Source organism: Myroides odoratimimus (assembly GCF_038039805.1).
Classification (GTDB): Bacteria; Bacteroidota; Bacteroidia; order Flavobacteriales; family Flavobacteriaceae; genus Flavobacterium; species Flavobacterium odoratimimum_B.
In genome coordinates, this window is the sequence record NZ_JBBPHK010000002.1 from 24140 (window position 1) to 38081 (window position 13942).

Genomic DNA, 13942 nt, shown 5'->3' on the forward strand with positions numbered 1-13942 from the left:
GTTAAAGTATGTGTTGTTTTAAAGATCTCTATTATTTCTATGATTTGGGTGTTCTTGTGGTATAAAAAAAGGCCATATTAAATACTATATGACCTTTATAAGCTATGCGCGTGAACAAATAATAAAGATTCGTTCGTTTTTGATATTTGTTGAGAAAAAGATGTATGTATCTCCTCCATCTTTTATTTTCCATTTCTTTTTTATTTCTTCCACCTTTAATGGGAAGTTTCTAGTGGTGACATTTGCTTTTGTATTTAACAAGTGTTTTTTTGCTTCTTGTTTATTATACGGAATGGTTTGTTCTATTGTAAATCTTCTTCCAGGAAAGTCAATTAGTGAATCACTAGTATAGAGATGACTATGTTGATGAAGTTTGTGTAGATTATATTGTTTACTTACTGCGTCAAACTTACCTGTCTTTAATATAGCAGCATTAGGTTCATACAAATACTGCTTTGGTTCGCTAAATAAAGAAGTGCTTATGTCGTCTAATGTAGAAGTAAATAGTTGTGTATCTTCTTTTGTAAGATTAACAGCATTAAGACCAACAGCCCCAGTATAGCCTTTTTCTAATACCCATAGAAGCTCTTTTACTTCATTATGTAGAGCTACTATGTGAATGTTTTTTACAAACTTTAATTCGTTTAGACCTGCGTGTAAGTCTAAGAGAGGTGAAGTCTTTATTAATATTGTATTACTTCTAGAAAATAATAAATCTAAATGCTCAGGTATGTTAGGCGCGCAATCACTTAAGAAAAAGACTTTTTCTTTCGCGTCATTTCTTCTATGTGGATCTACATAGATATAATCCCAAGGTTGATTATGTTGAGCCAAATAGTCTAAACTATCACCAGTATGGCATATAATATTATCAACTCCTAATGCTTGATTATTAAGACGAACTATTTCGCTAAGGTCTTCTTGCATCTCACAGTGTAATACTTGCTTAATGGTTTTACTAAAATAATAACAGTCTATACCCAAACCGCCTGTTAAATCTATTAAAGAGTCACCAGCTATTAGTGAAGCCTTATAAGAAGCACAAGGTTCAGATGAGGTTTGTTCTATAGAGAGTTTTTTGGGGAATAGAATATTCTCTGTCCCATACCACGTGGGTAGCTTATCTTTAGTTTTCTTTTTTGATTCTATCTGAGTTAATAAGTCACTCATAGAGATATCTTCAAAGGGACTTTTTTTAAAAGCTATTTTAGTTAGATCGCTATCTAAGTGAGCTTGTATATAATGCTGTACTTCTTGTGATAAGAATAGTTCTGTTTTCAATTATAATTTCTTTGTGAGTAATTGTACAAATTTATTGTTTGGTAAGAATTCTTTACCAATTACTTTGATACAAGTGTAAATAGGTACAGCTGCTATCATTCCAAATATCCCTCCAAACATTCCACTTGCGAGAATAACAATAAATATTTCTAATGGATGTGATTTAACACTATTAGAGAAAATTAAAGGTTGATTGATAACATTATCTATTAGTTGTATAAATAAGAAGCCTAACATTACTTTAATTGCCTTAGGTAAGGTAACTTCACTAAAGTTATCACCTATAAAACTTAACATTGTAAATAGAACAGATAGTACATTACCGATAAGAGGGCCAATATAGGGAATGATATTTAATATAGCGACTAAGAATGCAATCATTAAACTTCCTTTAACTCCTACTACAGCTAATAGAATAAAAGCAAGTACAAATATGATAGACATTTGTGCAACTAAGCCTAAAAAGTAGCGCGATAAAAGATTGTTTATCTTATCTATTGATTTCAAAACTTTAATCTCGTGTTTACTAGGAAACAATTTTTTAAATTGATACTCTAGTAAAACTTGATCTTTTAAAAAAAAGAAGGTGATAAATAGAATAGCAAAGACTCCCATTCCAAATTCGCTTAGTAAACCTAAAATAGTATTAAATAGGTTAGGCACAAAGTCTAATTTAAGATGAGATCGGAAGTTAGCTCCTTCAATAATTTTGTCTAAACTAAATCCTTTAGTATCTAAGTAAAAATCTATTTTACGAATAAGACCGTTAAAATCTTCTTGTAGGTGTGATGTGTTTAATACCGAAAGGTTTTGAGCTTGTGTTGTGAATAGAGGGATAAACATGAAAATGAAACTCAAGAAGAAGGCTAAGAAAAGGATTACTGTTAAAGTAACAGCAAATACTTTAGATAGACGAAGTTTTCTCCTTAAAAATTCTACAATAGGTTTACCAATAAGAGCCAACACGAAAGCAAATCCAGTATATATAAATATTGAACTAATTTGCAAAAGCATTTGACCTAGCACAGCAAGGAAAAACAGAATTATAACTGCACGTATTATTCCCTTAGAAATCGTTTTAGCATCCACCATAATAATGACTTTTATTCATTCGTAAATACGAAACTATGCACGGCTACTAAAGCGGCTGTTTCTGTTCTTAATCTTGTGTGTCCTAACGATACTGGGCGATAACCTTTTGCTAATGCCAAGTTGATTTCATTAGTAGAGAAATCTCCTTCAGGACCTACTAAAAGTAAATAATTTTTATGAATCTCTATACTGTTTTTAAGTAAGACTTTTTCTGTTTCTTCACAGTGAGCAATATATTTTTCTCCTTGATGATCTTGATTTAAAAACTCTTTTAAACTTATTGGTTCATTTAGAATAGGTAAATGATACTGTAGTGATTGTTTCATTGCGGATTGAATAATTTTTTCAAAACGTTCTGTTTTCACTATTTTTCTCTCTGAATGGTCACAGATGATAGGGGTTATCTCATGTATTCCTATCTCAGTAGCTTTCTCTAAAAACCATTCATAGCGTTCGTTCATTTTTGTTGGGGCTACAGCTAGATGTAAACGGAAAGGAGTAGGAGCTTGATCTTCAGAAGCGATAATTTCAGTAACACATTTTTTGTCTGAATCTAAAGTGATTTTGGTTGTAAATAAAGTACCTTTTCCATTGGTGACATATAAAAGATCTCCCATCTTACGTCTTAGTACTTTGATGATATGTTTACTTTCATCTTTATCAAAAGTGAAAGATGTTTGTCCTTTTTCAATTTCTGGCGAATAAAATAATTGCATACTTTAGTTTTAGAATTCAATACGTGCTTTAGAAACTACTGAAGAATCGGCAAAAATAGATTCTTTGTATTTATAGTACCCAACTATGCCAATCATAGCTGCATTATCTGTCGTATATTCAAATTTAGGAATAAATGCTTTCCACTTATACTTTTTCTCTCCTTCTTTAAGTGCTTGTCTGATACCAGAATTAGCAGATACACCACCACCAATAACAATTTGCTTAATACCCGTCTCTTTAACAGCTAGTTTAAGTTTGTCTAGTAAGATCTGAATAATAGTATATTGAATAGAAGCACATATATCAGCCTTGTTTTCTTTAATAAAATTAGGATTAATGGCTATGTTTTTTTGAATAAAATAAAGAAACTGTGTTTTTAAACCACTGAAACTAAAGTTCAGCCCGTCTACTTTAGGTTTAGTGAATGAAAACGCTTTAGGATTTCCTTCTTTAGCATATTTATCAATTAAAGGACCTCCTGGATAAGGAAATCCCAGAACTTTAGCCGATTTGTCAAAGGCTTCGCCTACAGCATCATCAGTAGTTTCACCTAATATTTCTAAATCAAAGAAACTATTAACTTTAACAATCTGAGTATGACCTCCAGAGATCGTCATAGCTAAAAAGGGAAACTCAGGTTTGTCATAACCATCTTCATCTATAAAGTGACATAAGATATGAGCATGCATGTGATTTACAGCGACTAGTGGAATACCTAATGCTAGTGACAAGCTCTTTGCAAAAGAACCACCCACTAGTAATGACCCCATCAGTCCTGGGCCTTGGGTAAAAGCAATACCACTTAATTCATCTTTTGTTATACCTGCTTTTTTAAGCGCTATATCCACTACAGGAACGATATTTTGTTGATGAGCACGGGAAGCTAGTTCTGGTACAACACCTCCATATTCTTCGTGTATTTCTTGTCTTGCGACTATGTTTGATAATACTTTATTATCTGCCATGACTGCGGCAGAAGTATCGTCACATGAGCTTTCTATGGCTAAAATATAGGTAGGTTTTAAAGACATTTTATTATTCTATAATTGTATAATTTATTAAGGTAAAATCTACTCAACCCTATGGAAAATTATATAAATTTGCTTATTGTTTGGTTTTTATAAAAAACCTAGAGTAGATTGGGGCAAATTTAAAACATTAAAAGTTATCAAAAAATTTAATAAAATACTTTTTCGTCTATTATTGGCTGTGTTTAGCTTGGTTGTAATTATTGCGGGAGCTCTAGCTTTACCTGTGGTGCAAACCTTTCTAGCACAGCAAGCTATGGATAAAATAAATACTCAGTTTGGTACTAAGCTAGAGATAGAAAGATTGGCTGTAAGTGTGTTTGGTCGTGTTACTTTAAAAGAAGTTACGGCGAAGGATAATCATGATACTAATTTTATAGAAATCAAAGCATTTACAACAAGTATTTCTGATTTTAATGAGCTTATCCAAGGGCGATTATATTTTGGTAAAACAAAAGTTGATGGTCTGTACCTAAGAATACACAAATACAAAGGAGAGGAATTTACAACTTTGGATCAACTGATTAATGCATTTGATGATGGAAAAGAAGGGGAGGGAAAGTTTAGATTGAAATCCTCTCATCTTACAATCAAAAATACTCATTTAGTTATTTCTGATGATGAAGCTGAAACACCAGTAGCGATAGATTTTAAAAATATTAATGGAGAAGTAGAAGACTTCTTTATTAAAGGGCCTAATATTTACGCTAATGTTTTGAAATCTAGTTTTGATGATAATTGGGGTATGGGGGTAACTAATCTTTCTGGTAATTTCACCCATACTAAGACTAGTATTTCTATGGAGAAATTAGATTTACAAACTAGAAAGTCAGCTATAGAAGGAGATCTTAAGTTCACTTATGCCTTAGGTGATATGAAATATTTTGTAGATAAGGTAAAGTGGGATTTTGAGATTAGAAAAGCAGTATTGAATTCTTCTGATTTGAATGCATTTACAGGTATATTCGCAGAGAATAAAATGGTGTATGTTACTGGACATATTGATGGTGTGATGAATGATTTCACAATGAAAAATGTAAATCTTGTTGATGACAATATGTCTAATGTGAGAGGATTGTTCAGTTTTAGAAATGTATTCGATAAACTAAAACCCTTTTGGATGAAGGCTAATGTGGATCGACTATTTATTACTCGTGATCACATTGTAGGGTTAATGCCTGAGTTATTACATGAACTACTGCCTACAGAATTAACTAATCTTGGACAAGTAGATATTAAAGGAGATATCGAAATGACTAAGCGTACGTTAAAGACGGATATAGAGTTATTAACTTCTATCGGAAAAGGAAAAGCAGTTATAGACATTGAAAATCTTGATAATCCTAATCTAGCTGCTTATAAAGGGGATATTGTCCTAGAGAAGTTTGACTTAGGAGAATTTATTAAAAATAAAAACTTTGGATTAACTTCTGTTGATTTAGAGGTTGATGGAGTAGGATTTAATCAAAAGTCACTGAATACAAGTATTAAGGGAGATGTGTTCTCTTTTGATTTCGCTAAATATAAGTATACTAATATTGCGGTAGATGGATTGTTAAAGATGCCTTATTATCGAGGTTTATTACACAGTCAAGACCCTAATTTAAAACTAGACTTTAACGGGATGATAGACCTGAGTTCTGAAGTTAAGAATTATGACTTTATCGCTGATGTGGAATACGCAGATTTATATGCACTACATTTAGTAAACGATACGCTTTCTAAATTTAAAGGACAGTTTGAGTTTAAGGCTTCAGGAAACACACTTGACGATTTGGCTGGAGAGTTTACAATGCAAAATACTACTTATATCAATAGTAAAGATGAATATGTATTTGATCATTTTAAATTAAACTCAACCTTTAATCCAGAAGACGAACGTTTGATTTCTTTTATATCTCAGGAGGCAATAGAAGGGTATATTAAGGGAAAATTCTTATTTAAGGATTTAAGAGCGCTATTTACTAATGCATTAGGTAGTTTATACACTAATTATTCACCTTACAAGATTAAAGAAGAACAATACTTAGATTTTGATGTTACTGTTCACAATAGGTTGATAGAAGTGTTTTTACCACAATTGACATTAAGTGCATCAACACATGTTGAGGGTAATATAGATAATGATGACAATATTTTTAAACTAAACTTTTCTTCACCAAGTATTGGTATTGAGGATTTTAATTTTTATAATGTATTGTTAGATGTAAATAATTCTAATCCTTTATATAATACTTATGTTTCACTAGATAGTATGAAATCTAAGTTTTATCGTATTACTGATTTTAATCTTTTAAATTTAACACATAATGATACATTATTTGTTCGTTCTGAGTTTAAAGGAGGAACGCATGGTAAGGACAAGTTTAATCTAAACTTGTACCACACTATTAATGAAGAAAATCTATCTGTGGTAGGATTTAAAAAGTCAGACATCTTCTTAAAAGATTTCTTGTGGAGTATTAACGAAAGTGACAATAAGAAGAATAAAGTTATTTTTAATAAGAAGTTAGAGGACTTCACTATTGATGATTTATCATTATCACATAATGGACAAGAGGTTAATCTGACAGGAGCAGTAAGAGACTCAACTTATAAACACTTTGATTTAGAATTTAAACAAGTAGACTTAGCTAAGTTTGCTCCTGATATTTCTAATCTGGAGTTCGCTGGTAATATAGATGGTGATTTACATTTTTCTCAGGTTAAAGATGTGTTCCAACCTAAGGTAAATATCAATATAGACGAATTAGCTGTCAATAAGGTTAGACTAGGAGATTTAGCGTTCCATGTTGACGGAGATGAGCGTTTAAAGAATTTTAAGGTTCAGTCTAGTATTGTGGATAATGAGAAAGAAAAGTTTTATTTAAATGGTGATTTATCCATTGTTAATAAGCAGATGCAGTTAAATCTAGAATCTGGATTTAAAGATTTCTCTGTTAAACCGATAGAACCTTTACTTAAAACAATTGTTTCTGATGTAAGAGGAACTACGTCAGGAAAAATTAATATTCAGGGTACAGCTAAGAAACCTGAGGTGAATGGACGATTACACCTAAATAAGGCAGGTATGAAGTCTAAGTTCACTGGAGTAGATTATAATTTTGAAGAAGATGCAGCATTAGATTTAACAGAGCGTCAGTTCATATTGCGCAAAGTGCGTATTATAGATAGTAAGTATAAAACTGAGGGAATTATAGATGGAGATATTTCTCATAAAGCATTTAATGATTGGGCATTGAACTTAGTGTTGTCATCTCCTAATTTACTTGCTTTAGATACTAATTTTGAAGAGGGAAGTATCTATTACGGTAAAGCCTTTATTAATGGAATGGCTAAGTTAAGTGGACCAGTAGAAATGTTAGCTATTAATATTAACGCTACATCTAATAAAGGAACAGCTATTAAAATTCCGTTGAAAGAAGCACAAGGTACTGGGGAGAATAACTTTATACACTTCTTGTCACCTCAAGAAAAGGCATTGCGTCTTAAAGGAAAAGAGTATGATATGTATAGATATCGAAATAGTGGTATAGAGCTTGACTTTGAGTTTGTATTAACTCCTGATGCAGAAATCGAAATAATACTTGATCGTGAGTCTGGACATGCTATGCGAGGTAGAGGAGCTGGGTTTATCACAATGGAAATTAATACGTTGGGTAAATTTAATATGTGGGGTGACTTCCAGGCGTATGAAGGGGAGTATAACTTCCGATATGGCGGATTGATTGATAAGAAGTTTGTTGTGAAAAAATATGGTACGATTCGCTGGGATGGAGATCCTATGAATGCAATGTTAGACTTGCAAGCAATTTATCATACTGATGCGAATCCTAGTGTTATTATAGATAACTCTATTATCAATAGAAAAGTACCTACGGATGTAGCTATTGTATTAAATGGTAGTTTAAGTAATCCTGAGGTAGACTTTGAAATTAATTTCCCAACAGTGAGTTCTGTGGTGAAGTCAGAGTTAGATTATAGGTTGAGTGAACGAGACATGCGTGAGCGTCAAGCAATGGCTCTGTTAGCTACAGGAGCTTTCTTCTCTTCTGACAACTCTTCATCTACCCTAGCAGGAAGTTTATTTGAGCGAGCTAGTAGTATTTTTGATGAGATATTCTCTGATGAAGATGACAAATTTAAAGTAGGACTGAACTATGCGCAAGGAGAACGAAATCCTTACACTCAAACAGAAGGACGTGTAGGTGTGACCTTCTCTACTAAAGTTAATGATCGTATTTCTGTCAATGGTAAGCTAGGAGTACCGGTGGGAGGAGTAGAACAATCTGTAATTGTAGGAGATGTGGAGGTGATGTTGCGTTTGAATGAAGAAGGGTCTTTAAGTGCAAGAGTATTTAATCGCGAAAACGATATTAACTATATCGGTGAAGGAATAGGTTATACACAAGGTGTAGGATTGTCGTATGAAGTAGATTTTGATACTTTTAAGGAATTGATCTCAAAAATATTAAATAGAGCTAAAACAAGAGAGAAAGATCAAAGTAAAACTAAGAAGCAAGACTCTAATCGATCAGAAGAGCTACCAGACTCTGATTTTAATAGGGATTTTATTAAGTTTTATGAGAATAGAAGGAAGTCATCTACAGCTCCGTCAGACACTTATAATTTAACAAAATAGAGGTGGAATAAGAGCCTTCTATTTTTGTTAAAATGGTCTATTATTCGTAAATTTACTCAAAACGATAAAATATGAGTAAGGCGATTAAAAAGATCGGTGTCTTAACTTCTGGAGGAGATGCTCCAGGGATGAACGCAGCAATTAGGGCAATTGTTCGTACTTGTTCTTTTCACGATGTAATGTGTGTAGGAATATTTAGAGGATTTCAAGGATTAGTTGAAGGTGATTTTGAAGTATTGGGTCCTCGTGATGTAAATTACATTATTAATAAAGGAGGTACTATCCTTAAAACAGCTCGAAGCGTAGCTTTCCGTTCTGAGGAAGGGCGTAAAACAGCTTATGAGAACTTAAAGAATGCAGGTATTGATGCATTGATTGTTATTGGTGGAGACGGAAGTTTTACTGGAGCTATGATATTGAGCAAGGAGTATGACATTCCAGTAATGGGAATTCCTGGTACTATTGATAATGATATACATGGTACAAGTCATACTATTGGATTTGACACTGCCTTAAATACAGTAGTAGATGCTGTAGATAAAATTAGAGATACTGCTAGCTCACATAAACGTTTATTCTTTGTAGAAGTGATGGGGAGAGATGCAGGTCATATCGCACTAAATGCAGGTATTGGAGCTGGAGCAGAAGAGATTCTTATTCCAGAAGAGAATATGGGAATGGAGCGTCTACTAGAATCTCTAAAGAAAAGTAAGAAATCAGGAAAATCATCTAGTATAGTTATCGTAGCAGAAGGTGAAAAATTAGGTAAAAACGTATTTGAAATAGGAGAATACGTAGAAACTAATTTACCAGAATACGAAGTGCGTGTGTCTGTATTAGGACATATGCAAAGAGGAGGAGCACCATCTTGCTTCGACCGTGTATTAGCAAGTAGATTGAGTGTGAAAGCGGTTGAAACGTTATTAGCAGGAGAACGCAACTATATGGTTGGTTTAATCAATGATCAAGTAGCGCTTACACCATTAGAACAAGCAGTAAAAGGACATTCTCCAATAGATCAGGAACTACTTAGAGTATCTGATATCATCACAATTTAAAAGAAATAATAAAACGAAATAGAATTATGAAAACAAGAATTGGTATTAACGGTTTTGGACGTATTGGACGTTTAATGTTAAGAGAAGCGGTAAAGAATCCTAATGTTGAGATAGTAGCAGTTAATGATTTAATGGCAGTAGAGCACTTAGCTTATTTAATTAAGTTTGACTCTGTTCACGGTCGTTTTGATGGAACTGTAGAAGTAAAAGATGGTCATTTAGTAGTAAATGGACAAACAATCCGCGTAACTGCAGAGAAAGATCCTTCTTTATTAAAATGGGATGAAGTAAAAGTAGATGTAGTAGCTGACTGTACAGGTATCTTTAAAGAATTAGATAGCGCGCAAAAGCATATCGATGCAGGAGCTAAGAAAGTATTAATCTCTGCTCCATCAGGAACTGCTCCAATGTATGTTATGGGAGTGAATGAGAAAGATATGAAAGCTACAGATACTATTGTTTCTAATGCTTCTTGTACGACTAACTGTTTAGCACCATTAGCTAAAGTGATTAATGACAATTTTGGTATTGTAGAAGCTTTAATGACTACTGTACATGCTGTGACAGCTACACAGTTTACAGTAGACGGACCTTCTAAGAAAGATTTTAGAGGTGGACGTTCTGCTATGAATAACATTATTCCTGCTTCTACAGGTGCTGCCAAAGCTGTAGGAAAAGTTATTCCAGAATTAAAAGGAAAGCTTACAGGGATGTCTATGCGTGTTCCTACCGCTGACGTATCAGCTGTAGATTTAACTGTTAAAGTAGCAAAAGAAACATCTTATGAAGAAGTGTTAGCTGTATTGAAGAAAGCAAGTGAGAACGAACTAAAAGGGGTGATGGCTTATACAGAAGAGGATGTAGTATCTCAAGATTTTGTGTCTGATACACATACTTGTATTGTAGATGCTAAAGCAGGTATTGGATTAAATAGTACTTTCTTTAAGATTGTTGCTTGGTATGATAATGAGTATGGTTATTCTGCTAAGATGGTTGATATGGCTATCTTAATGAATAATTTAAAATAATTAAATAGTTTAAATGAAGATAATCGTCGATAGTGGTTCCACTAAGGCTGATTGGATTTTCTTTGACCAAAATAACAATGTTGTAACTTCGGTGACTAGTCTAGGACTTAATCCCGAAGTTATTACTTTAGATGAGTTCTTTACCCGCGTTAATACAGTTCCAGATATCTGTAAGAATAAAGACGAGGTTAAGGAACTTTATTTTTATGGTTCAGGGTGTGGATCTGATCGTACAAAAAATATCGTCAAAAGATTCGCAGAGGATTATTTTACGAATTGTAAAAACATTAATGTTCATGAAGATACTTATGCGGCTATTTATGCCACTGTAGGAAAAGGAGAAGAAGGGATAGTCTGCATTAATGGTACAGGTTCTAATGTATCTTACTTTGATGGAAAAAAAGTACATCAACGTATAGAATCATTAGGGTTTATGGCTATGGATGACTGTAGCGGAAGTGCTCTAGGAAGGTTGATGATCAAAAGTTTCTTTTTAAAAATGATGCCTAAAGAATTAGCAGATTTATTTAAAAGTAAATACGATGTAGATGCTGATGTGGTAAAATATAATTTTTATAAGAAAGAAAATCCTAATGCTTATATGGCTTCTTTTTTGCCATTTTTAATAGAGCATAAGGATAAACCTTTTTTTAAAGGAATGATAAGGGAACAAATATCTTTTTTTATAAATCATTATATCAAGAATAATCCTGAATACACTACAGTGCCAGTTCACTTTGTGGGTTCTGTAGCATATTTTTTACAAGATGAATTTAGAGAAGTGATGGCTGAACATAATATTCTGGTTGGAAAGATAATTCAAAAACCATTAGACGGATTAATCGAATATCATAAATAGTAAGGACTATGGAAATAGCAATTGTAGCACATGATGCTAAGAAGAAAGAAATGTTAGAGTTTATCAAAAAAAACAGAGAAATTCTATCAAGTGAAGGAGTATCATTGATTGGTACAGGAACTACTGGAAGTATGGCTGAGGATGCAGGTTTTAAAGTGAAGCGTATGCTTTCTGGGCCATTAGGAGGTGATGCACAGATTGCTGCAAGAGTAGCGGAAGGAAAGACTGCAATGGTTCTATTCTTTAAAGATCCTTTAGGAAAACATCCACATGAGCCAGATATTAATATGCTATTGCGTGTGTGTGATGTGCACAATGTTCCATTGGCAACAAATGAAGCTTCTGCTCAGTTGTTGTTAAATGCAATTAGCACATTGAAATAAAGAGATTATAAAAGAGTATAGAACATATAGAGAATAGGTGCATAAGTATTATGTGCCTTTTTTTGTTGGTAAAATTTTAAATTCGATTAATTGATAGTTTTTCGCGATTACTTAAGGTATAAAATATGGGAAAATCATATTTACAAGATTGTATGTATGAAATCTATTTCTTCTCAGTATTAAGTAATGTACTAAAAATGGTTTGGTACTGCTCTACTAGGAGATTGCTTGTAGGTTTCTTGAGCATTTCTTCGAGAAAGATACCTTCTATGCAAGGAAAGCTCAAGAAATCCCCTAGTAATCCCCTAAGAAGTGCAAGCTGAACATGCTAAGTATTCATATATAAATAAACAAGTCAAAATTTATGTCTTAATTTGAAAGTCTTAATTGCTGTTTTATTTATTGGTTACATTTAAGATTCACTAAAGAATAGATTTTATAAAAACTAGATCTTTTTCTCTGTATGAGACTAGAAATAATAGACTAAAGATAAAAAAAATAAATAGACAAGATCTCCGGAGTAGACTGTTTTTTAAACTGGAATAAATGATAGACATATAAACGAAAACAAATTATACAAAATAGATCTGAATTAGATAAAAACGTACAGTAATATGGTTTTAGGACTAAGGAATAGAGTGCGAAGTATTTGGCTAATGCTGATTTTTAGGTTTAAATTACAAAAAGGTTTTTAAATTTTGTTTAATTGCTTTTGAGTAATTAATTAAATAGTTAATTTAGTAGGAACTTAACTATGCTTATTATGAGAAGAATAAAAAGAGTGTTTACAGGTGCTTTAGTATTAGGAGCGTTTGTCTTTGGTTTGACTGAAGCGGAAGCTTGTACTAGAGTTGTTTATAAAGGACCTAATAATACAGTTATCACTGGGCGTTCAATGGACTGGAAGGAAGAGATTATGCCTAATATTTGGGTTTTTCCTAGAGGAATGGAACGCAATGGGGAAGTGGGAAAAGCTTCTGTAAAATGGAAGTCAAAATACGGAAGTGTAGTTACTTCAGCTTTTGATATTGCTACTACTGACGGTATGAACGAGAAGGGACTTGTGGCTAATATTTTATGGTTAGTAGAATCTCAATATCCTGAGTATAATCCTGACGGTAAGGATAAAGGTATTAGTTTGGCAGCTTGGGCACAATATGTATTAGATAATTATGCGAGTGTTGATGAAGCAGTTAAGGATCTGCAAAAGAACCCTATTATCGTAGTAACTGCTAATACGCCAGGACGAAATTCTTTGGCAACTGTTCATTTGACAATTTCTGATGCCCAAGGAGATAATGCTATTTTTGAATTTATTGATGGTCAACTGAAGATATATCACGATCCTTCATATACAGTAGTGACTAATTCTCCTACTTATGATAAGCAGTTGGCTATTAGAGATTATTGGAATTATTTGCCAGGAAATAAAGTGTTGCCTGGTACGGGTAGATCTGAAGATCGTTTTGCACGTGCTTCATACTATGCAACTGCAGTAGAACAAAGTGCTGATGAACGTGTTTCTGTTGGTGCCGTATTTAGTATTGTACGTAATGTATCTGTACCTTATGGGGTGCATATAGATGGTGAACCTAACTTGTCTTCTACTAAGTGGAGAACAGTTTCTGATCAGAAGAATTTAGTGTATTATTATGAAGATCCGATTGCGTTAACACCAATGTGGTTAGATTTAAAATCAATTGATTTTACTGATAAATCAGGGGTTAGAAAGTTAGATGTTTCTAAGAAACAGCAGTACGCAGGTGTTGTAAATAGTAAATTAGAGAAAACTAAAGCTTTTCAGTTTTTAGGAATCTAGAAGTAAATAATAGAAATATTAAAAAGGGGTGATTA

10 protein-coding genes are annotated in these 13942 nt (G+C 33.0%); 6 read left to right on the forward strand and 4 right to left on the reverse strand.

What is annotated here, in order from left to right:
* Positions 1–102: 102 nt before the first annotated feature.
* From AABL85_RS02005 to tsaD, 4 genes are read right to left on the reverse strand one after another with little or no spacing between them, the layout of a single operon-like run.
* Complete coding sequence (locus AABL85_RS02005; RefSeq protein WP_341308965.1) at positions 103–1281, reverse strand: class I SAM-dependent methyltransferase; 1179 nt, start codon at positions 1279–1281, stop codon at positions 103–105.
* The gene (locus AABL85_RS02010; RefSeq protein WP_341308966.1) at positions 1282–2373 is read right to left on the reverse strand and encodes an AI-2E family transporter; all 1092 of its coding nucleotides are present in this window, start codon (positions 2371–2373) and stop codon (positions 1282–1284) included. It lies immediately after the preceding gene.
* A gap of 11 nt (positions 2374–2384) precedes the next feature.
* A complete protein-coding gene (locus AABL85_RS02015) occupies positions 2385–3089 on the reverse strand; it encodes a 16S rRNA (uracil(1498)-N(3))-methyltransferase (protein ID WP_341308967.1) in 705 nt (234 codons plus the stop codon).
* Positions 3090–3098: 9 nt separating this feature from the next.
* Positions 3099–4121, reverse strand: a complete 1023-nt coding sequence (gene tsaD / locus AABL85_RS02020; protein WP_341308968.1) for a tRNA (adenosine(37)-N6)-threonylcarbamoyltransferase complex transferase subunit TsaD — start codon at positions 4119–4121, stop codon at positions 3099–3101.
* Positions 4122–4197: 76 nt separating this feature from the next.
* Here tsaD and AABL85_RS02025 point away from each other — a divergent pair, with 76 nt between their 5' ends.
* The 6 genes from AABL85_RS02025 (at position 4198) to AABL85_RS02050 (ending at position 13907) form a co-directional block, all read left to right on the forward strand.
* A complete protein-coding gene (locus tag AABL85_RS02025; protein WP_425355288.1) occupies positions 4198–8760 on the forward strand; it encodes a translocation/assembly module TamB domain-containing protein in 4563 nt (1520 codons plus the stop codon).
* Positions 8761–8831: 71 nt separating this feature from the next.
* A complete protein-coding gene (gene pfkA / locus AABL85_RS02030) occupies positions 8832–9818 on the forward strand; it encodes a 6-phosphofructokinase (RefSeq protein WP_006259209.1) in 987 nt (328 codons plus the stop codon).
* A 26-nt stretch (positions 9819–9844) separates the two neighbouring features.
* The gene (gap, locus tag AABL85_RS02035; protein WP_041890678.1) at positions 9845–10846 is read left to right on the forward strand and encodes a type I glyceraldehyde-3-phosphate dehydrogenase; all 1002 of its coding nucleotides are present in this window, start codon (positions 9845–9847) and stop codon (positions 10844–10846) included.
* A 13-nt stretch (positions 10847–10859) separates the two neighbouring features.
* A complete protein-coding gene (locus tag AABL85_RS02040) occupies positions 10860–11705 on the forward strand; it encodes a BadF/BadG/BcrA/BcrD ATPase family protein (protein ID WP_341308970.1) in 846 nt (281 codons plus the stop codon).
* An 8-nt stretch (positions 11706–11713) separates the two neighbouring features.
* The gene (locus AABL85_RS02045) at positions 11714–12088 is read left to right on the forward strand and encodes a methylglyoxal synthase (RefSeq protein ID WP_341308971.1); all 375 of its coding nucleotides are present in this window, start codon (positions 11714–11716) and stop codon (positions 12086–12088) included.
* A gap of 763 nt (positions 12089–12851) precedes the next feature.
* Entirely contained in the window at positions 12852–13907 is a 1056-nt protein-coding gene (locus AABL85_RS02050) for a linear amide C-N hydrolase (protein WP_341308972.1), read from the forward strand.
* Positions 13908–13942: the final 35 nt, after the last annotated feature.

Coding starts and splice junctions, on each gene's coding strand:
- pfkA (WP_006259209.1), top strand. CDS start 8,832: ATGAGTAAGGCGATTAAAAAGATCGGTGTCTTAACTTCTGGAGGAGAT.
- gap (WP_041890678.1), top strand. CDS start 9,845: ATGAAAACAAGAATTGGTATTAACGGTTTTGGACGTATTGGACGTTTA.
- AABL85_RS02050 (WP_341308972.1), top strand. CDS start 12,852: ATGAGAAGAATAAAAAGAGTGTTTACAGGTGCTTTAGTATTAGGAGCG.
- AABL85_RS02015 (WP_341308967.1), bottom strand. CDS start 3,089: ATGCAATTATTTTATTCGCCAGAAATTGAAAAAGGACAAACATCTTTC.
- AABL85_RS02010 (WP_341308966.1), bottom strand. CDS start 2,373: ATGGTGGATGCTAAAACGATTTCTAAGGGAATAATACGTGCAGTTATA.
- tsaD (WP_341308968.1), bottom strand. CDS start 4,121: ATGTCTTTAAAACCTACCTATATTTTAGCCATAGAAAGCTCATGTGAC.
- AABL85_RS02040 (WP_341308970.1), top strand. CDS start 10,860: ATGAAGATAATCGTCGATAGTGGTTCCACTAAGGCTGATTGGATTTTC.
- AABL85_RS02045 (WP_341308971.1), top strand. CDS start 11,714: ATGGAAATAGCAATTGTAGCACATGATGCTAAGAAGAAAGAAATGTTA.